Source organism: Streptomyces sp. NRRL F-525 (assembly GCF_000716605.1).
Classification (GTDB): domain Bacteria; phylum Actinomycetota; class Actinomycetes; order Streptomycetales; family Streptomycetaceae; genus Streptomyces.
In genome coordinates, this window is record NZ_JNXE01000045.1 from 1 (window position 1) to 20,154 (window position 20,154).

17 protein-coding genes are annotated in these 20,154 nt (G+C 71.5%); 11 read left to right on the top strand and 6 right to left on the bottom strand.

All coding sequences use genetic code 11. The annotated features are described in order from the left end of the window. A partial coding sequence (locus OO69_RS41625; RefSeq protein WP_033286167.1) for an ATP-dependent helicase occupies positions 1–4,682 on the bottom strand: 4,682 nt, incomplete at its 3' end. 210 nt (positions 4,683–4,892) lie between these two features. On the opposite strand from OO69_RS41625, the gene OO69_RS41630 reads away from it, so the two are divergent. From OO69_RS41630 to OO69_RS41640, 3 genes are read left to right on the top strand one after another with little or no spacing between them, the layout of a single operon-like run. Further along, positions 4,893–5,879: an AraC family transcriptional regulator gene (locus OO69_RS41630; protein ID WP_033286168.1), complete on the top strand. Its 987-nt coding sequence runs from the start codon at positions 4,893–4,895 to the stop codon at positions 5,877–5,879. Next, positions 5,768–6,550 (top strand): AzlC family ABC transporter permease, encoded by a 783-nt coding sequence (locus OO69_RS41635; protein WP_420707956.1) that lies wholly within the window; start codon positions 5,768–5,770, stop codon positions 6,548–6,550. The genes OO69_RS41630 and OO69_RS41635 overlap by 112 nt, the downstream gene beginning before the upstream one ends. Next, a complete protein-coding gene (locus tag OO69_RS41640; protein WP_033286170.1) occupies positions 6,547–6,855 on the top strand; it encodes an AzlD domain-containing protein in 309 nt (102 codons plus the stop codon). Before OO69_RS41635 ends, OO69_RS41640 begins: the two co-directional genes overlap by 4 nt. Before the next feature lie 12 nt (positions 6,856–6,867). Here OO69_RS41640 and OO69_RS41645 read toward each other — a convergent pair whose 3' ends face one another. Continuing rightward, entirely contained in the window at positions 6,868–7,812 is a 945-nt protein-coding gene (locus tag OO69_RS41645; protein WP_033286171.1) for a hypothetical protein, read from the bottom strand. A gap of 80 nt (positions 7,813–7,892) precedes the next feature. Here OO69_RS41645 and OO69_RS41650 point away from each other — a divergent pair, with 80 nt between their 5' ends. Both OO69_RS41650 and OO69_RS41655 read left to right on the top strand, forming a co-directional pair. Next, a complete protein-coding gene (locus OO69_RS41650; protein ID WP_033286172.1) occupies positions 7,893–8,087 on the top strand; it encodes a DUF3046 domain-containing protein in 195 nt (64 codons plus the stop codon). Positions 8,088–8,168: 81 nt separating this feature from the next. Then, positions 8,169–9,590 (top strand): AI-2E family transporter, encoded by a 1,422-nt coding sequence (locus tag OO69_RS41655; protein WP_078652805.1) that lies wholly within the window; start codon positions 8,169–8,171, stop codon positions 9,588–9,590. Positions 9,591–9,624: 34 nt separating this feature from the next. On the opposite strand, the gene OO69_RS41660 is transcribed toward OO69_RS41655, so the two are convergent. After that, positions 9,625–10,371: a hypothetical protein gene (locus OO69_RS41660; RefSeq protein ID WP_033286173.1), complete on the bottom strand. Its 747-nt coding sequence runs from the start codon at positions 10,369–10,371 to the stop codon at positions 9,625–9,627. A gap of 179 nt (positions 10,372–10,550) precedes the next feature. Between OO69_RS41660 and OO69_RS41665 the strand changes: the two genes are divergently transcribed. Beyond that, the gene (locus tag OO69_RS41665; RefSeq protein ID WP_078652806.1) at positions 10,551–11,162 is read left to right on the top strand and encodes a dihydrofolate reductase family protein; all 612 of its coding nucleotides are present in this window, start codon (positions 10,551–10,553) and stop codon (positions 11,160–11,162) included. A 31-nt stretch (positions 11,163–11,193) separates the two neighbouring features. Here the strand turns inward: OO69_RS41665 and OO69_RS41670 are convergent, their stop codons facing one another. Further along, positions 11,194–11,397 carry a hypothetical protein gene (locus OO69_RS41670; RefSeq protein ID WP_033286174.1) on the bottom strand — a complete coding sequence of 68 codons (204 nt, stop codon included), beginning with the start codon at positions 11,395–11,397 and terminating at the stop codon, positions 11,194–11,196. Positions 11,398–11,732: 335 nt separating this feature from the next. Here OO69_RS41670 and recA point away from each other — a divergent pair, with 335 nt between their 5' ends. The 5 genes from recA to OO69_RS41695 all read left to right on the top strand — a co-directional run bounded on the left by recA (position 11,733) and on the right by OO69_RS41695 (position 18,942). Beyond that, a complete protein-coding gene (gene recA / locus OO69_RS41675) occupies positions 11,733–12,866 on the top strand; it encodes a recombinase RecA (protein ID WP_033286175.1) in 1,134 nt (377 codons plus the stop codon). A 3-nt stretch (positions 12,867–12,869) separates the two neighbouring features. Continuing rightward, a complete protein-coding gene (gene recX / locus OO69_RS41680; protein ID WP_033286176.1) occupies positions 12,870–13,847 on the top strand; it encodes a recombination regulator RecX in 978 nt (325 codons plus the stop codon). 197 nt (positions 13,848–14,044) lie between these two features. Continuing rightward, a complete protein-coding gene (locus OO69_RS41685; protein WP_033286177.1) occupies positions 14,045–14,851 on the top strand; it encodes a winged helix-turn-helix domain-containing protein in 807 nt (268 codons plus the stop codon). Continuing rightward, entirely contained in the window at positions 14,848–17,664 is a 2,817-nt protein-coding gene (locus OO69_RS41690; RefSeq protein WP_033286178.1) for an ABC transporter permease, read from the top strand. Before OO69_RS41685 ends, OO69_RS41690 begins: the two co-directional genes overlap by 4 nt. Before the next feature lie 315 nt (positions 17,665–17,979). Further along, positions 17,980–18,942: a sugar ABC transporter substrate-binding protein gene (locus OO69_RS41695; protein WP_051801620.1), complete on the top strand. Its 963-nt coding sequence runs from the start codon at positions 17,980–17,982 to the stop codon at positions 18,940–18,942. A 52-nt stretch (positions 18,943–18,994) separates the two neighbouring features. Here the strand turns inward: OO69_RS41695 and OO69_RS41700 are convergent, their stop codons facing one another. Next, positions 18,995–19,396, bottom strand: a complete 402-nt coding sequence (locus OO69_RS41700) for a rhodanese-like domain-containing protein (protein WP_033286180.1) — start codon at positions 19,394–19,396, stop codon at positions 18,995–18,997. Beyond that, on the bottom strand, positions 19,393–19,932 hold the full coding sequence (locus tag OO69_RS41705; RefSeq protein ID WP_033286181.1) for a cysteine dioxygenase: 540 nt from the start codon (positions 19,930–19,932) through the stop codon (positions 19,393–19,395). The genes OO69_RS41700 and OO69_RS41705 overlap by 4 nt, the downstream gene beginning before the upstream one ends. Positions 19,933–20,154 lie beyond the last annotated feature (222 nt).

Sequence of the window (20,154 nt, forward strand, 5' to 3'; positions counted from 1 at the left end):
CCCGGGGCCGGGGGGTGGGAGGCGGGGGTGCGGTGGTGTCTGGAGGTGGGGGCGCCCGGGTTCGTGGGGCGGTCGTCCGGTGAGCCCAGGCTTTCGAGGTCGTCGAAGTCGGTGAACGGGCCGAAGGCGTCCGCGAAGTCGTGGACTCCGGAGGCGGCGTCGGATGAGCCCGGGGCGCCGGATGTTCCGGGGGAGTGGGAGGTGTCGTAGCGGCCGTGGTCGGTGGGTGAGGCGTACGGCGCTTGCCGGTTGTGGTTGTCAGGCGAGGCGTACGGGTCCTGTCGGCCGCGGTTGTCAGGCGAGTCGTGGGTGGCGCTCGGGGTTCCGAACGGGTCGGCGGCGGCGTTGCCTGCGTCGGCGGTTGGTGAGCCGGAGCCTGTGAGGGCGCCGAAGCCGTAGGGGTCGTTGTCCGTGGGGTCCGGAGTGGGCAGGTCGTCGCCCCGGTCGCGGGCGTTGGCGACCGCGCGGAGGCGGTCCACCGCGCCGTCCATCGCGAACTGGGCGGCGCCGAGCCCCTCCACGACATAGCCGCGCCGTGCCTGACCGCTGTCCTCGAAGGCGGACAGGACGCGGTACGTCGCGGAGAAGCCGCCCTCGACGCCCTCCGCGGCGACCGCTCCCCGGGTCACCACGCCGTGCCGGTCGAGCAGGGTGCGGGCCAGGGCGTGGGCGCGCACGGTGGGGTCGGGCTCGTGGGCGGGGAGCAGGGACCAGCGGCCCGCGACGGTCGGCGGACCGGTGCGGGAGGCGGGGCGTGCGGCGGCGGTGAGGGAGCCGTAACGCCCGCGCGGGACCGTGCGTTTGGCGCGATGGGCCGTGGAACCCGCCGTACGGCCCGAGCCCAGCAGGGAGCGCATGGGGGCGAGAGTGTCGTTCGTGAGCCGCCCGGACCAGGCCAGGTCCCATACGGCGTCGGCCAGTTGGGGGTCGGTGACGTCGGGGTGGGTGGTCGCGCGGATCTGGTCGGTGATCTGACGGAAGAAGAGGCCGTAGCCGCCGGAGAGGGTGTCGAGGACCGACTGGTGCAGTGCCGTGAGTTCGAGTGGGTGTGGGGGCGGGAGGAGCAGGGGGGCCGCGTCCGCCAAGTACAGGGAGACCCAGCCGTCCTTGCCGGGGAGGGAGCCCGCGCCGGCCCACACCAGCTCGCCTGCGGAGGTGAGTTCGTCGAGCATGGCGGGCGCGTAGTTCGCCACGCGGGACGGCAGGACGAGCTTCTCCAGGGCCGACGCGGGCACGGAGGCGCCCTGCAACTGCTCGACTGCGCGCACCAGTCCGTCGATGCCGCGCAGCCCGTGGCCCTTGCCGATGTGCTGCCACCGGGGGAGGAACTGCGCGAGCGCGGCGGGCGGCACCGGCTCCAACTCGTGCCGCAGTGCGGCCAGGGAGCGGCGGCGCAGGCGGCGCAGCACCGTGGCGTCGCACCACTCCTGGCCGATGCCGGCCGGGTGGAACTCCCCTTGTACGACACGGCCGTTGGCCGCGAGCCGCTGCAACGCGCCGTCGGTGACCGCCACGCCGAGGCCGAAGCGGGCCGCTGCCGTGGCCGACGTGAACGGGCCGTGGGTACGCGCGTGCCGTGCCAGGAGGTCGCCGAGCGGGTCCTTGACCGGTTCGGTGAACGCCTCCGGGACGCCGACCGGCAGCGCGGTGCCGAGCGCGTCGCGCAGGCGGCCCGCGTCCTCGATCGCCGCCCAGTGGTCGGCACCGGCGATGCGGACACGGATCGCGCGGCGGGCCGAGGCCAGCTCCTGGGTCCACTGCGGTGCGGCGCCCCGCTCGGCCAACTCGGCGTCGGTGAGCGGGCCGAGCATGCGCAGCAGGTCGGCGACGCCTTCGACGTCCTTGATGCGGCGGTCCTCGGTGAGCCACTGGAGTTCGCGCTCCAGCTCGGTCAGTACCTCGGCGTCGAGGAGTTCGCGCAGCTCCGCCTGGCCGAGCAGCTCGGCCAGCAGGTGGGAGTCCAGGGACAGGGCGGCGGCGCGGCGCTCGGCGAGCGGCGAGTCTCCCTCGTAGAGGAACTGGGCGACGTACCCGAAGAGGAGGGAGCGGGCGAAGGGGGACGGCTCTGGGGTGGTGACCTCGACGAGGCGGACCTTGCGGGACTCCAGGTCGCCCATCAGCTCGGTAAGTCCGGGGACGTCAAAGACGTCCTGGAGGCATTCGCGGACCGCCTCCAGGACGATCGGGAACGAGCCGAACTCGCTGGCCACCTGGAGCAGTTGGGCCGCCCGCTGGCGCTGCTGCCACAGCGGGGTGCGCTTGCCGGGGTTGCGGCGCGGCAGCAGCAGCGCGCGGGCGGCGCACTCGCGGAAGCGGGCCGCGAACAGGGCCGAGCCGCCGACCTGGTCGGTGACGATCTGGTTGACCTCGCCTTTGTCGAAGGCGACATCCGCCGCTCCTACGGGGGCCTGGTCGGCGTCGTACTCCGTACCGGCCTTCATGGGCTCCTGGTCGAGCAGGTCCAGGCCCATCAGGTCGGCGTCGGGCAGCCGCAGGACGATGCCGTCGTCGGCGTGCATCACCTGGGCGTCCATGCCGTAGCGCTCGGAGAGACGGGCGCCGAGGGCGAGGGCCCAGGGGGCGTGGACCTGGGCGCCGAAGGGGGAGTGGATGACCACGCGCCAGTCGCCGAGTTCGTCGCGGAAGCGCTCCACGACGATCGTGCGATCGTCCGGGATGTGGCCGCAGGCCTCGCGCTGTTCGGCCAGGTACGACAGCACGTTCTCCGCGGCCCAGGCGTCGAGGCCGGCGGCGAGGAGGCGCAGGCGGGCGTCCTCCTTGGGCTGCGAGCCGACCTCGCGCAGGAACGCGCCCACCGCGCGGCCCAGTTCCAGCGGGCGGCCCAACTGGTCGCCCTTCCAGAAGGGGAGCCGGCCGGGGACGCCTGGTGCGGGGGAGACCAGGACGCGGTCGCGGGTGATGTCCTCGATCCGCCAGGAGGAGGTGCCGAGCGTGAAGACGTCGCCCACCCGGGACTCGTAGACCATCTCCTCGTCCAGCTCGCCGACCCGGCCGCCGCCCTTCTTGGGGTCGGCGCCGGCCAGGAAGACCCCGAAGAGCCCGCGGTCGGGGATCGTGCCCCCGGAGGTGACGGCGAGGCGCTGCGCGCCGGGGCGGCCGGTGATCGTGCCGGCGATGCGGTCCCACACCACGCGCGGGCGCAGCTCCGCGAACGCGTCGGACGGATAACGGCCCGCGAGCATGTCGAGCACGGCCGTGAACGCCGACTCCGGGAGCGAGGCGAAGGGCGCGGCCCGGCGGACCGTGGCGAGCAGGTCGTCGACCTGCCAGGTGTCCAGCGCCGTCATCGCGACGAGCTGCTGGGCGAGGACGTCCAGGGGGTTGGCGGGCACCCTCAGGGACTCGATGGAGCCGGTGCGCATCCGCTCGGTGACCACGGCGGCCTGGACGAGGTCGCCCCGGTACTTCGGGAAGACCACACCTGTGGAGACCGCGCCGACCTGGTGTCCCGCGCGGCCCACCCGCTGGAGGCCGGAGGCCACGGAGGGCGGGGACTCCACCTGGATGACGAGGTCGACGGCGCCCATGTCGATGCCCAGCTCCAGACTGGACGTGGCCACCACGGCGGGGAGCCGGCCCGCCTTGAGGTCCTCCTCGACCTGGGCGCGCTGCTCCTTGGACACCGAGCCGTGGTGGGCGCGGGCGATGACCGGGGGCGCGCCCTGGGCGGCACCGGAACCGCCCATCAGCTCGGCCGGTGCGTGGTGTTCGTCCAGGGGCTCGCCGGTCGCGCGCTCGTAGGCGATCTCGTTGAGGCGGTTGCACAGACGCTCCGCCAGGCGGCGGGAGTTGGCGAACACGATTGTTGAACGATGCGACTGGACGAGGTCGGTGATGCGCTCCTCGACGTGCGGCCAGATCGAGGGCTTCTCCGCACCCTCCTTGCCGTCGGCGACCGGGGAGCCGCCCAACTCGCCCAGATCCTCGACCGGGACGACCACGGAGAGGTCGAACTCCTTGCCGGACTTCGGCTGGACGATCTCCACCTTGCCGCGCGGGGCGAGATAGCGGGCGACCTCGTCGACCGGGCGCACGGTCGCGGACAGGCCGATGCGACGGGCCGGCTTCGGCAGCAGCTCGTCCAGCCGCTCCAGGGACAGCGCGAGATGCGCACCCCGCTTGGTGCCCGCGACCGCGTGCACCTCGTCCAGGATCACCGTCTCGATGCCCGTCAGCGCGTCGCGCGTGGCCGACGTGAGCATCAGGAACAGGGACTCCGGGGTGGTGATCAGGATGTCCGGCGGGCGGGTGGACAGGGCGCGGCGCTCGGCGGGCGGGGTGTCGCCCGAGCGGATGCCGACCTTGACCTCGGGCTCGGGCAGGCCCAGGCGGACGGACTCCTGACGGATGCCGGTGAGCGGGGAGCGGAGGTTGCGCTCGACGTCGACCGCGAGGGCCTTGAGCGGGGACACGTACAGGACGCGGCAGCGCTTCCTCGGGTCGGCGGGCGGGGGTGTCGCGGCGAGCTGGTCCAGGGCGGCGAGGAAGGCGGCCAGGGTCTTGCCGGAACCGGTCGGCGCCACCACCAGCACGTCCGAGCCTTCGCCGATGGCCTTCCACGCGCCCGCCTGGGCCGCGGTGGGCGCGGAGAAGGCCCCCGTGAACCAGCCGCGGGTCGCGGGGGAGAAGCCGTCGAGGGCTCGATGTGCGGAGCTGACCATGCGTCCATCCTGCACCCGCCCACTGACAATGCGTCTGACCTGCGGGGATTCCGTGGCGGCTGCGCGCGGAACCGTTTCGGTCGCCTGCCGGCCGTCGCGGGCAGGACCGTTTCAGCGCCTGTCGGCCGTGGCGAGCAGGACCGTTTCCGCGGCTTTCGGGCGCCGTGGGCAGGAAGGCTTCTTCCCGTCACCGTGGCGGAGAATGGCCGTATGGCAGGTTCGGGCGAGCTGGCGAGGCACTGGCAGTACACGGAGCTGCCCGGCGTCGATCTGCTGCGGGCCCGGTACATCCGCAAGACGTTCGTACGGCACACGCACGAGAACTTCGTCATCGCCGCCATCGCGGACGGCGTCGAGGTGTTCCACCACGGTGGGGGCGACGTGTCCGCCGGGGCGGGAGCGCTCGCTCTGGTCAACCCGGACACCCCGCACACCGGCCGGGCGGGTGTACCCGAGGGCTGGCGGTACGGGGCGGTCTACCCGTCGCCCGAGGTGGTGGCCGCGATAGCCGCCGAGACCACCTCGATCCGCGGCACCCCCGGTTTCATCAGTCCGGTGCTCGACGACCTCTACACCGTCGGGCTCGTCCATCAGATCCTGCGCGCGGCCGACGAGGGCAACGCGCTCGCCGCCGACACCCTGCTGCGGATCGCCGTCACCAGACTGCTCCGGCTGAACGGTGGACCGCTGCCGCAGCGCGCCGTGCCCACGGCCGGCGGTCGGGTCGCCGCACGCGCGCGTGCCGTGCTGGAGGAGCGGATGGCGGAACCGCCCACCCTGGAGCGGCTCGCCGGGGATCTGGGGACCAGTCCCTTCGCCCTGCTGCGCGCGTTCCGCGGTGCCTACGGGATGCCGCCCCACGCCTGGCTGACCGACGCCCGGGTGCGGGAGGCACGCCGTCTCCTGGACGTGGGCACGGCGCCCGCGGAGGCCGCAGTCGCCGTCGGGTTCACGGACCAGCCGCACCTCAACCGGCACTTCGCCCGGATCGTGGGCGTGCCCCCGGGCGCGTACCAGCGGGAGCGCAAGAACGTACAAGACGCGGGACACCGGCTCCTCGTACCGTCCGACACGTGGCAGAACAGATCGCTTCAGAAGACATACGCGCCGGAGCGGGAGGAGAACCGGGCTCCAACACAGAGGGAAAGCCGGACTCCGCCGTCGTACGGGACGCCCTCGGGGTCGGGGTCGCCGTAGGGCTGTCCGGGTTCGCCTTCGGGGTGACCTCGGCCGGTGGCGGGCTCACCCTGCTGCAGACCTGCGCCCTCAGCCTCCTGGTGTTCACCGGCGCCTCCCAGTTCGCGCTCGTGGGAGCGCTCGCGGCCGGCGGCAATCCGCTCACCGCGGCGGCGGGAGCCTTCTTCCTGGGGGTGCGCAACACCTTCTACGGGCTGCGCCTCTCGCAGTTGCTGGCCCTTCCGCGCGCGGTGCGCCCGTTCGCCGCCCAATGGGTCATCGACGAGACGACGGCCGTCACCCTCGCCCAGCCCACACGGCGTGCCGCCCGGATCGGCTTCACCGTCACCGGGCTCACCCTGTACCTGCTGTGGAACCTCACCACGCTGCTCGGCGCGCTGGGCGCCAAGGCCATCGGGGACACGGACGCCTGGGGTCTCGACGCGGCCGGGCCCGCCGTCTTCCTGGCGCTGCTCGCGCCCATGCTCACGACCACCACCGAGCGTGCCGTCGCCGCACTCGCGGTCCTTCTGGGACTGGGCCTGCTGCCCGTGCTGCCGGCCGGTGTGCCGGTCCTGGCGGCGGCTCTCGCGGCGCCGATCGCCCTCTACGTAGAAGGCCGTCGGCAGGGCGGGGCACGTAACGGCGCACCAGAAGAAGGCAGTTGCCAGGCACAGGAGGAAGACCGTTGACCGTCTGGATCGCGATCGCGGCGACCGCCCTCGGCTGCTACGTCGTCAAGCTCGCCGGACTGCTGGTGCCCGCGGGCGCCCTGGAACGGCCGCTGGTGCGGCGGCTCGCCGCGCTGCTGCCGGTCGCCCTGCTCGCCGCGCTCACGGCTCAGCAGACCTTCGCCGACGGGCACGCGCTCGTGCTCGACGCCCGGGCCGCGGGGCTCGCGGCGGCCGCCGTGGCGCTGGTGCTGCGGGCACCGTTCCTGCTCGTCGTCGCGGCGGCCGTGCTGGTGACGGCGGGCGTGCGGGCCATCGGTGGCTGAGGCGCCCCGGAATCAGCCCACGGAACGGCTGTACGCCTTCAGGGTGCGCAGGGCCTGGATCGTCACCATGGGGCGTGCCTCCAAGGCGATGCCCGGTGCCCACTGACGCCAGCGGATCGGCCAGCCGCCGTCCTCCCGCTGGCCGCCCGCGAGGTGGTCCAGGGAACGGGCCATCTCGTCGTCCGTGAACCACGCGCGCGCGAGCGAACTCGGCGTCTTCGCGTAGTCGTACGGGAAGTGGTGCTCGCCCGGCGCGTACCCGGGGGCGACCGGGTACGCCTCCAGGCGCTCCGGGTCCAGGGCGGCGAGCCGGTGCTCGCGCACCAGGCGGCCGAGGCGGTCGGCGGCCGCCTCCGCGCGCGGGCGGTCGGGTGCCGAGTCCAGGAAGGCGACGGCGGCCTCGATCTCGTAGGGGTGCGACTTCTCCAGGGAGTCGACGGCCTGCCAGCAGAAGTCGGTGGCCCGGAACAGCCAGGCGTGCCACACCTCGTTGCGGTGCAGCAGGCCCACCACCGGCCCGGTGGCGAGGAGTTCGCTGGGCGGGTCGTCCACGATCGGCACGAAGGGGGCCGTCGGATAGCCGCGCTGGCCGGGAAGGATCGCCGGCAGGGCGCCGTCGGCCGTGGAGACCGAGGTCAGATAGCGGCACACGCGTTCCACCCGCTGCCCGCCGCAGCGCCCGACGGCATCCAGGACGCGCAGCGCGTGCCCGGTGTGCAGCGGCTGGCTCACCGGGCCGCGCAGATCGGGTTCCAGCGCGTGCCCGTACCCGCCGTCCTCGTTGCGGTAGGCATCCAGCGCGGTCTCCACCGGATCGGGTTCGCCGTTGAGGAAGTGGTACGCGAAGAGGCGCTGTTCCAGCACGCGCGCGGTGAGCCAGACGAAGTGCTCGGCGCGGAAGAGCGGGGAGTGCGCCGGGGGCGTCGGGGGGAGTGGGGAAGCTCCTGTTTCGGCCATGCGTCAGACCGTAGGACGGAAAGCGGTCTCCGCAAGGGGTCCCGACCTGGTCCCACTCTCAGGGGCGGGATACTGGTGTCATGCGGTTGACGGTCTTCTGGGAGCGGATGACGGAGCACTTCGGCGCGGGGTACGCCGAGAGCTTCGCGCGCGATCACGTGATGACGGAACTCGGCGGGCGGACGGTGCACGAGGCGCTGGACGCGGGCTGGGAGGCCAAGGACGTATGGCGCGTGGTCTGCGACGTCATGAACGTTCCGCGGCAGAGCCGCTGATCCTCCGCCGGAAAGTCGCTGATCGGTCACGAAGATCGACGGCGGTGACCGGTTGTCAGTGGCGTAGGCGAGACTTGCACCGTGGCAGTCACTGACGAGACCGGGCACGACGCCCAGCAGGCATCCCCGACCGGTGCGACGCCGCCGGCCCGGCCCCCGGCCGACGGCGCCGCACCGGGTCCGGGCATGCCGCGCTGGCTGCCGCGCGCCATGGTGCTGGCGCTCGCCCTCGTCGCCGTGTTCCAGCTGGGCAGTTGGGCCTTCCACCAGCTCATCGGGCTGCTGATCAACATCCTCATCGCGTTCTTCCTGGCCCTCGCCATCGAGCCCGCGGTGAGCCGCATGGCCGCCTTCGGGATGCGCCGTGGACTGGCCACCTTCCTGGTCTTCCTCGGCCTGCTGATCGTGTGCGCCGGCTTCATCACGCTCCTCGGGTCGATGCTCGCCGGCCAGATCATCAAGATGATCGAGGACTTCCCGGACTACCTCGACTCCGTCATCAACTGGGTCAACGGGCACTTCCACACCGACCTCAGACGGGTCGACATCCAGGAGGGGTTGCTCCACTCCGACTGGCTGCGCAAGTACGTGCAGAACAGCGCGACCGGCGTGCTGGACGTGTCCACCCAGGTGCTCGGGGGCCTCTTCCAGCTGCTGACGATCGGTCTGTTCTCGTTCTACTTCGCCGCCGACGGGCCGCGGCTGCGCCGCGCGCTGTGCTCCGTACTGCCGCCCGCTCGGCAGGCCGAGGTGCTGCGCGCGTGGGAGATCGCCGTCGACAAGACGGGCGGCTACATATACTCCCGCGGTCTGATGGCCCTGGTCTCCGGAGTGGCGCACTACATCCTGCTGCAGGCGCTGGGCATCCCGTACGCGCCCGTGCTCGCCGTCTGGGTGGGCCTGGTCTCCCAGTTCATCCCGACCATCGGCACGTATCTCGCGGGCGCCCTGCCCATGCTGATCGCCTTCACCGTGAACCCCTGGTACGCGCTGTGGGTGCTGATCTTCGTCGTGGTCTACCAGCAGTTCGAGAACTACATGCTGCAGCCCAAGCTGACCGCGAAGACCGTCGACATCCACCCCGCGGTCGCCTTCGGCTCGGTCATCGCGGGCACCGCGCTCCTCGGTGCCGTCGGCGCGCTGATCTCCATCCCGGCGGTCGCCACGCTCCAGGCGTTCCTCGGGGCGTACGTGAAGCGGTACGCCGTCACGGACGACCCCCGCGTCCACGGACACCGGACCACGCGAGGCTCCGGCGGTCCCGGCCCGCTGGCCCGCGCGCGTCAGCTGTGGGAGCGGCGGCAGGGGACGGAGGAGCCGACAGCGGCCGACTCCGGTACCCGCGATTCCGCTGGGACCGACTCCACCTCTAGAAACAACTCGGTCGCTACGGCCGACTCCGGGACGGCTGACTCCCAGCCGGCCGGTGTGGAGCCGGCCGACTCCACACCGAGGGACTCCGAGCCGAAGGACCCAGGAGAGGGCTCCTCCGGCTCCTCCTGAGGGATGATCCGGCGACAACACCAGGGCGTCGAGGTCAGTACGTGAGCACCGCCCACACCCCGGCCCCGGCCACGGCAACGACGTAGCAGCCGACCGCGACGGTCACGGTCCGCCGTCGTACCACCTCGCTCCAGGACGTGCGGGACAGCAGCCAGGCCAGGGCCGGGAGCACCAGGACGGCGTGCAGGCTCACCCCGTGCAGCGGCTTGAGCGGGGCCGTCGAGTGGTACGCCGCCTCCTGGTGGCCGGTCCGGGCGAGGACGACCCCGCGCGCGATCATCGCGGCGCCCGAGGCCAGCGCCACCAGCAGGATCGCGAACCCGGAACGCACCGCGAGCGCCATCCCCGCAGGTCCCGTCGGCCGGTGCCGGAAGGACGCCACCGCGAACACGGTGAGCAGCACCACGAGGACGCCGCCGCCCACCGCGAGCGTCATGGACACCGCGGTGTCGAAGGGCGTCTCCATGTCGAGGTGCGACGGCACCCGGCGCCACGCCTGGAGGGTGATGCCGCCGACCTCCACGACACAGTCGGCGGCGAACACGACGAGCAGCACGGTGCGCAGCCGGGCCCCGACGCGCAGATACGACGTGACCCAGGTGACCGCGATCAGCGTCGCCCCGAAGGAGAGCCCGAACGTGACGGGCTTGCGCCAGGAGACGGGCCCGTACCAGGGGCCGCCGTCGACCGCGAACACCACCAGGTGCACCAACCCGGAGAGGATCAACAGGGCACCGACCACATGGCAGAGACGCTCGGCGGGACGTACGTGGCTCGTCATGGCCCGAGCCTCGCGGGAACCCGTCGCGCAGTCGTCGTACGACCGAAGACACCCGCCGTACGACGGCGGAAGTAGTGCTCCTAGGGGTATCGCGATGAGTTTCGGGGGCGCGCCGGGTCCATGGAGGTGAGAGCCGCCCGGAATCCGCGGAACGGCGACCCCGGAAGAGAGGATCGATCATGTCCACCGCAAAGGCCCCGCAGAGCGTCGGGACCACGCCCGCCTCGCAGTTGACGGACACCGGACCGCAGACCGCCGTAGGCAAGGTGCTGTGGCACTTCACGATGTCGCTGGACGGGTTCGTGGCGGGGCCGGACCACGCGATGGACTGGATGACGGGGTTCTCGTTCCGGGCCGGCCTCGTCGAGGAGTATGCCGCCACGACCGGGGCCGTACTGGGTGGCCGGGACGGCTTCGACGCCTTCCCCGATGCCGGCAGCGTCTACGGGGGCGCTTGGCAGGGGCCGGTGTTCGTCCTCACGCACCACCCCGACGACGCGCCGCCCGCCCCTGGGGTGACCTTTCTGGACTGCGATGTGGCCGAGGCCGTACGCATCGGGCTGGCGGCCGCCGGCGGCAAGAACCTCGAAGTGCTCTCGCCCACGATCGGCCGACAGCTCCTGGAGCGCGAACTGATCGACGAGATCGACCTGCACATCGTGCCGGTGCTGCTCGGCGACGGCATCCGGCTCTTCGACAACCCCGGCGGCACCCCGGTCCGGCTCAGGTTGCTGAACGGCGAGGACCACACGGCCGCGGTGAACGTGCGCTGTCGGCCGGTCGGGACGTGATCGTCCTGTGGCATCGGGGTCGAGGGTGTGCCTACTGGTAGCAGCCGCCGCTGCACAGGATGGTGACGGTGCCGGTCTCGTCGGCCGGGGTGATGGCCGTGCTCTGTGTCGGCGCGGGCCTGTGCACGAGGCTGGTCTCCCAGGGCATGGGCGCGGCCGACGCCGCCGGACTCATGATGCCGACGGTCGCCGTGACCAGCGCGGCCGCGATCCCCGCGCGCTTCCACATCTTCATCGAGTTCTCCCATCCTTGGTTGCCGTTGGCCGCCGCCAGTCAACGGGCCCGACCCCTGGCACGGGAAGGATTTCCATGTGATTCGAAGCGTTGTCACGGCGTGAGGTGCCACAGGACATCGATGACGCGAGTGCCGCGTGGTGCGCTTGACACGAAAATCGAACATCCATTCTTATGGAAGCTCCGGCGAGACCATGACGGGCATTTCGGCAGGCTTTTGATGGTGAAGTGTCCGAGTTATCCACAGGCTGGGCGGGCGTCGGGGCGCATTGTCAGTGGCAGGCGTTAGCGTCTTTGACGTGAAGCGATCGACACAAGCAAATCGGGTGGAACCCATGGCAGGAACCGACCGCGAGAAGGCGCTGGACGCCGCGCTCGCACAGATTGAACGGCAATTCGGCAAGGGCGCCGTGATGCGCCTCGGCGAGCGGCCGAACGAGCCGATCGAGGTCATCCCCACCGGCTCGACCGCGCTCGACGTCGCCCTCGGTGTCGGCGGCCTGCCGCGCGGCCGAGTGGTGGAGGTCTACGGCCCGGAGTCCTCCGGCAAGACGACCCTGACCCTGCACGCGGTGGCGAACGCCCAGCGGGCCGGCGGCCAGGTCGCGTTCGTGGACGCGGAGCACGCCCTCGACCCCGAGTACGCGAAGAAGCTCGGCGTCGACATCGACAACCTGATCCTGTCCCAGCCGGACAACGGCGAGCAGGCCCTGGAGATCGTGGACATGCTGGTCCGCTCCGGCGCCCTCGACCTCATCGTCATCGACTCCGTCGCGGCACTCGTCCCGCGCGCGGAGATCGAGGGCGAGATGGGTGACAGCCACGTCGGTCTGCAGGCCCGTCTGATGAGCCAGGCGCTCCGCAAGATCACCGGCGCGCTCCACCAGTCCGGGACCACCGCGATCTTCATCAACCAGCTCCGCGAGAAGATCGGCGTGATGTTCGGCTCGCCGGAGACCACGACCGGTGGCCGCGCGCTGAAGTTCTACGCCTCGGTGCGACTCGACATCCGTCGTATCGAGACCCTCAAGGACGGCACCGACGCGGTCGGCAACCGCACCCGCGTCAAGGTCGTCAAGAACAAGGTCGCGCCGCCCTTCAAGCAGGCCGAGTTCGACATCCTCTACGGCCACGGCATCAGCCGCGAGGGCGGCCTGATCGACATGGGCGTGGAGAACGGCTTCGTCCGCAAGGCCGGCGCCTGGTACACGTACGAGGGCGACCAGCTCGGCCAGGGCAAGGAGAACGCGCGCAACTTCCTCAAGGACAACCCCGACCTGGCCAACGAGATCGAGAAGAAGATCCTGGAGAAGCTGGGCGTGGGCGTCCGTCCGGAGAAGGACAAGCCCGCTGCCGAGTCGGTCGCGGACGGGGTGGTCCCCACCGCCACGGACGACGCCGCGAAGGCGGTGCCCGCTCCGGCCGCGGCCAAGACCACCAAGGCCAAGGCCACGGCAGCCAAGAGCTGACCCGTGACACGACGAACGGACTGGGCCGAGTACGCGTATCCCGACGCCCCGCAGGGGCGCGGGAGAGGCGGCGAGGGCCTGGCCTACGGTGCGGACGGCCCGCCCGAGGAGCCGTACGGCATGGACGGACCGTACGGCGACGAGCCGGGCGGCGGTTTCGCGGGGGAGACCGGTCCGCCTTTCGGTGGCCCGGAGCCCGGCGATGGTTCGGCGGGCACCGGCCGGCTCTTCAGGAGCTCGGCGTCGGGCGGCAGTTCGTCGGGCGACGGGTCCGCCGATGACGACGCACCCGGCCGCGGCTCGCGCCGCGGTCGTGGAGCACGTGGCGAGGGCGGCTCACGAGGGTCTACGGCGCGCGGTGACGGCGCGCGCGGTAGACGTGGGCGCCGTGGCCGCGGCTTCGGGGAGTCCTCCGAAGCGGACGGGCCCGACTTCTCCTCGGCGAGGGCCGAGAAGAAGGAGGAACCGCCGGCGGACCCGGCTGAGCGGGCGCGGGGCATCTGCCTGCGCCTGCTCACCGGGAACCCGCGCACCCGCAAGCAACTCGCGGACGCCCTGAGCAAGCGAGAGATCCCGGACGAGGTGGCGGACGAGGTGCTGTCGCGGTTCGAGGAGGTCGGACTGATCAACGACGGCGCGTTCGCGGACGCCTGGGTGGAGTCCCGGCACCACGGCCGGGGCCTGGCCCGACGGGCGCTCGCCCAAGAGCTGCGCACCAAGGGCGTCGACCCGACGCTGATCGACGAGGCCGTCTCCCAGCTCGACTCCGAGCAGGAGGAGACGACGGCGCGCGAACTGGTCGACCGCAAACTGCGGTCCACCCAGGGCCTCGACCGCGACAAGAGGCTGCGCCGCCTCGCGGGCATGCTGGCCCGCAAGGGCTACTCCCAGGGCATGGCCCTCAGAGTGGTCCGGCAGGCGCTGGAGGAAGAGGGCGAGGACACGGAGTTCCTCGGGGACGAGGGTGATGAGGGGTACTGATCCGGATCGATCCGGTTCCGCGTCGCCCCGGTTCTGACCCCTCGGTGGTGCGAACGTCCTGAACACGGTGGACGCGCGGGGGCGCCGACCGCGTTCAGGCAAGCACCGGGCCGGTGCCCGAGGTAGGGCCAACCTCAGGTCGATGACGTCGGATTGCCCCAGTGCACAGACGCCTGTGCACAAACGACTGTGTACGCATGGCACCGGAACCCGGCACACCCGGCGCGGAGACGCTCGCCGAGCGGACCCCGGCGACACCCGCACCGGTCGAACTCTCCGATCTCGCCGCGCTGAAGGCCCTCGCGCAACCTCGCCGCCAGCGCATGCTCCAGCACCTCACCCTGCACCGCCCCGCGACCTCGGCCACGCTCGCCCGCCTGCTGGGCCTGAACACCGGCTCCACCAGGTACCACCTGCGTGAACTCGCCCGCTACGGCTTCGTCGAGGAGACGGGGGCGGGGGCAGAGACGGCAACGGCGGGTGCGGGAAGGGAAGTTGGAGAGGGGGACGCGGAAACGGGGACAGGGGTGGAGCGTGCGCCCGGGCATGGTCGCGAGCGTTGGTGGCGGGCCGTTCCCGGTGACCGCCGGTTTCCGCCGCGCAGCCGTCAGAGTGCCGAGATGCGGCACGTCATGGACGAGCTCAACCACCATGCGTACGCCGCCGATCTGGAGCTCTTCGAGCGGCTCCAGCGGGACTCCGCCGAGAACGGGGCATGGGAGGACGCGTTCCCGTACTCACGCGGCACGATCCGGCTGACCCCGCCCGAACTCCGGGATTTCTTCGAGGAGTACATCGCGCTCCTCAACCGCTACAAGCGCGCCGAGGCTGAGACGCCGGCCGGGGCGCGCACGGTGCTTACGCGGTTCCTGGCCTTTCCGGCGCCTCCCGCTGAGGCCGACGCCGAAGCGGATACGGGGGTTGGCGTTGGTGCCGAAGTCACCCTTGCGCGCCCTGCCGACGCCGAGCCGGGACACAACAGAAAAGAGACCGAGCCCTCATGATGCTGCGTTATGCCCTTCGGTCCGTCCGCGCCCGCAAGGCCGGTTTCCTCGGCGCTTTCCTCGCCCTGATGTGCGCGGCCGCCCTCATCACGGCGTACGGCACCCTCCTCGACACCGGTCTGCGCGGCACCATCCGCACCGAGCGCTACGCGGCGAGCCCCGTCGTGGTCTCCGCCGACCAGAACGTCCACCAGACCACCGTCAAACACAAGAAGGGCAAGACCAAGGTCAAGCACAAGGCGAAACCGATCGCCGAGCGCGCCTGGCTCCCCGCGAGCCTGGAGAGAACGCTGGCAAGGACCCCGGGCGTCGCCCGTGTCATCCCCGAACTGACCTTCCTCGCCCAGCCGTTGACACCCACTGGCGGTGCCACCGGCGGCCGGACGGCCTACGGGCACGCCTGGGACTCGGCCGCGCTGACGCCGTACCGACTCGTCACCGGCAGCGCCCCGCAGGCCGCGACCGATCTCGTCATCGACCGGGACTTCGCCGAACGGTCCCGGCTCCGGCCCGGCGACCATCTCACCGTCCAGTCGACACAGGCCCCGCGCAGCTACCGGATCACCGGGATCGCCGCTCCCACCACGGCCGTACGCCATCAGACGTCACTCTTCTTCTCCACGGCCGAGGCCCGCCGCCTGGCCGCACACCCCGGGCAGGTCACCGCCTTCGGAGTCCTACCGGCCAAGGGCACGAGCACGGACAGGCTGCGCCAAGCTGTTGTCGCGGCGCTCCGCGGAACCACCCCGGCGGACGCCGGAACCGGAACGACTGGGCCGCATGCCGGAACTACCGCGCCAGGCACCAACACCACACCGCACGCCGGCACCTCCGCAACACACGCCAGCCCCTCCACGCCCCGCGCCGGAACCAGCGCACCGCGCGTCGGCACGATTGCGCTCTCCAGCATCACCGCCCCGCGCGGCACCACCGCTCACCTCAGCGCCACCGCCCAAGTCACCACCGGCGACGCACGCGGCCCCGTCGAGTTCCCGGACGCTGCCACGGCCAGGATCAAGCTGGTCAGCATGGGCGGCGCTATGGGCGGCACCTCGCTGCTCGTGGCGATCCTCGTGGTCGTCGGTACCTTCGCGCTCTCCGTCCAACAACGCCACCGCGAACTCGCCCTGCTCCGCGCGGTGGCCGCCACCTCCGGCCAGATCCGCAAACTCCTCGGCCGCGAGGCCCTGATCGTCGGCACGATCGCCGGGGTCGCGGGCGCCCTGCTCGGTCTTCCCCTGAGCACTTGGCTCTACGGCAGGTTCGTCGCCCTGGGCGCGGTCCCCGCCACGCTCCAGCACACCACCGGCGTCGTCCCACCGCTGGCAGCCCTCGCCGCGACCATGTTCGGCGCGTGGGCCGCGGCCCGGGTCGCCTCCCGCCGCATCTCCCGGATACGCCCGGCCCAGGCACTCGCCGAAGCGGGGGTTGAACCTGGGGCCGCACTCGGCCCCGGAGCCACCAGGCCCAAGCGCCCCCGAATCAAGCACCCCCGCCTCACCCAGGGCCATTCCCTCCACCCCCGCCCCACCCGCCTCCTCGCAGGCCTAACCCTCCTCGCCCTCGGCATCACCCTGACCGCTCTGCTCAGTCAGCTCGGTACCGAACCCGCCTCAACCCCCGTGACCTTCCTCGCCGTTGTGGTCCTCTCCACCTCCGTCGCTCTCCTCGGACCGCTCCTCGTCAAGGCGGCCACTTTCGTGATCGGAGCCCTGCTCCGGCGCACTGGCCCGTGTGGTCGGCTCGCCGTCGCGAACCTTCGGGGCAATGCCACCCGCATGGCCTCCGTCGTCACGCCCCTCACCCTCCTGATCGGCATGACCTGCACCGTTCTGTTCGTCCAGCCCACCCTCGGCGACGCCGCCCGCGCCCAGGTCCGCGAAGGCGTGCGCGCCGACTGGGTCGTCGCCTCCCAGGGGCCGGGCGTACCGGCCGAGGCCGCGCGGCAACTTCGCGCGCCGCACGACGTCGTCACCGAAGTCGTCCGCACGACCGTCAGGGTCGGCCTCGACAAATACGCGGCCCAAGGCGTCACCCCCACCGGACTCACCCGCACCTGGGACCCCGACGTCACCGCCGGATCGCTTCACGGACTCACCGAGCGCACCGCGGCCGTAAGCGAACTGGCGGCGGACCAGTTCCACTTGAAGCCCGGGAGCACTCTGAAGCTCACGCTCGGCGACGGCACGCCCGTCACGCTCACCGTCGTTGCCGTCTACGCCAGAGGCCTCGGCTTCGGAGATCTCACCTTCTCGCACGATCTCGTCGCCCGGCATGTCGACAACCCGCTCGCCTCCTCCGTCCTCGTCAGCACAACCCGTACACAGACACAACTAACAACTACCCTCCGTGAGTTCCCGGGTATCCAGGTTCTTTTGCCGGATGCCGCCGATTCGCTCCAGGCGCAGCGGCAACAGGCGAACGCCGAGGTCAACTACCTGGCCATGGGGCTCGTCCTGGCGTTCACGGCCATCGCCGTGGTCAACACACTCGCCATGTCGGTCGCGGAGCGTGTCCGGGAGTTCGCGCTGCTGCGCCTCGCCGGGGCGACCCGTCGTCAGGTGCTGCGGATGCTGCGTAGCGAGGCGCTGTCGGTGCTGCTGCTCGCCACGGCGCTCGGCAGCGGCATCGCCCTCGCCGTCCTGACCGCGTTCAGCGTCGGTATGACCGGCCGGGCGGCACCCTCGGTCACGCCCCTCGTGTATCTCACGGTGGTCGCGGTGGCCGGGACCCTCGCCCTCGTCGCCACGACACTGCCGGGACGCGTGGCGCTCCAGGTCCGGGCGGTCACGGTGGCGACCGCCAGGGAGTGAACGCGGGAAGCCGCCGGTCGTCCGACCGAAACTCGCGGCCGTCCGTCCCGAGACCAAGCGAGGGGAACCCTCGGACACCCCTCCCCGCGGCCACTCGCCTCACCGGAGGGCACGCGTTGCGCAGACTTAGCGTGCGTTACGTAGAGGGTGCGCATGTTTGCCGCGGGGGTAGCTTCTGCTGCCGAACCTCGGCCCTCCACGCTTGCCGACCCTCGGCCTTCCCCGCCCGCTGAGCCGCAGCCAGGCCTGCCCGAGTGCCTCCGGCCGTTTCGCCGACCGGTCCTCGTACGCCCTGAAAGGCGGCACCCCTTGTCCTTGTCCCTGCCCGCTTACCACCGAAGAACACCGGTGGTCCTCCTGGTCGGTACGTGCCTCTTACTGAGTGGCTGCGGACTGGAGTCCAGTGCCACGCCCGCCGACGACGGGCCCACCACCCTCGGGTTCGTCAACGGCGGCAGCACCGAGTTCCACACCTGTCTGCAGGAGTCGATCGAGAACACGGCCAAGAGCAACTTCGCGAAGCTCGTCACCGTCAACTCGCGTCAGGACGCCGCGCGGGAGCTGGCCAACATCCAGGACATGATCGCGCGCCATGTCGACGCGATCATCCTGCAGACGGTCAACACCACCGCCCTCAAGAGCGACATCGCCAAGGCCAAGAGCGCGCACATCCCGATCTTCCTGACCTCGGTCAGCGCCGATCCGTCCGACATCCTCGGGGCCGTCGTCGTCGACCTGAAGGCGGTGGGCAAGCTGGACGCCGGCTGGATCGAGGACGACGCCGCAGGGCGTGAGGTGCAGGTGGGTGTCATCGCGGGCGCCCCAGGCGCCGCCTCCGACCTGCTCGTGGGCGGTTTCACCAAAGGGCTGCCGGCGAACGTGAAAGTGGTCGCGAACCAGCCCGCCATGTTCGTCGCCGCCAGAGCGAAGACCGTCGCCGCGAGCATGATCAAAGCGCATCCCGATCTGGACTACGCCTTCGTCGCCAACGAGGAGATGGCGTTCGCCGCCCGCAAGGCCTTCGACGCGGGCGGCGGCAAGAAGGTCAAGATCGTGACGGTCAACGGAACCGACGAGGCACTCGCCGCCCTCAAGGACGGCCGTTTCGCCGCCACCGTCTCCAACTCGGCCAAGGACACCGGCGAACTGGCCGTCACCAACGCCATCAGCCTTCTCCGTAAGGAGAAGGTGGAGAAGGTCGCCACCACACCAGCCCGCCTGATCACCAGGACCAACGCGGACACCGCCCCGCTCTACTGCCCCTCCGACGGGTCGTGAGCGGGCCGGTGTGTCACGTCGTAGACGGTGTGTCGTGCCGTGGACAGAGTGTCTACGACGTGACAGGCAGTCCCGCTGCCTTCCAGGCCTGAAAGCCGCCGACGAGGTCCGTCGCGCGGTGCAGGCCCAGTTGGTGCAGGGACGTGGCCGCCAGGGTGGACGCGTAGCCCTCGTTGCAGATCACCACGACGCGCAGGTCGTGGCCGGTGGCTTCGGGGGCGCGGTGGCTGCCCTGGGGGTCGAGGCGCCACTCCAGTTCGTTGCGCTCGACGACCAGGGCGCCGGGGACGAGGCCGTCGCGGTCGCGCAGGGCCGCGTAGCGGATGTCGACCAGGAGGGCATCGCCGTCGCGGGCGGCTTCGTACGCCGCCCGCGCCTCGATCCGTTCGTAGGTCTCGCGCGCCCGCTCCAGCAACTCGTCTATGCCGAGGGGCAGTTCGCGTGTGGCACTCACTGCCAGTCCTCCGGGCGCTCCACCTGCTCCAGGCGCAGCACCGGGCCCGTGCGGCTGTAGCGGCGGATCTGCGGGAGCGGCGGGTAGTAGGCGTGGACGGAGATCGCGTGCTCTTCGGAGGACTCGTTGAGCACCTCGTGGACGTGGTGCTGACCGAAGGCGCGGCCCTTGCCGGTCGGCAGCCGCCGTTCGCGGTCCACGCCCTCCTCCAGTTCGAGGGTCTTCCAGCCGTTGCTCGGGAGCCGGGCGGCGAGCGCGTTCTCCTTGAGCTCGCCGGCGGCGGTGAGGAAGGCGCCGACCGACTCGGCGTGGTCGTGCCAGCCCGTCCCGCTGCCGGGCGGCCAGCCGATCAGCCAGGCCTCGCTGCCGCCGGGACCTTCGAGGCGCACCCAGGTGCGGCCCTCGGGGTCGAGGGGGAGCGAGGCGATCAGCTCGGCGTCGGCGGCCGTACGCCGGACGAAGTCGAGCAGGTCGGCCTGCGTCGGGGCCTGGGAGCGCGCGGCGGGGGACACGGAGGCAGAAGGGGAGACAGACACGTGCACCGTCCTGATGAGTGTTCGCGAGGGTGCGCGCAGGCATCACGACAGTGGCGCGCGCGGGTGAGAGAGATGCGAATTCAGCAGGCGACGAGACACACGCAGCCCACGTAGCGGACGAGGTCCAGGTGGACCTTCCGCCAGAGGTGGACAGAGGTGTCGGTCATGGTCCGGAGTACAGCACGGTGGTGCGGGCCGGTCAACTCAGCGTCACTATGTGGA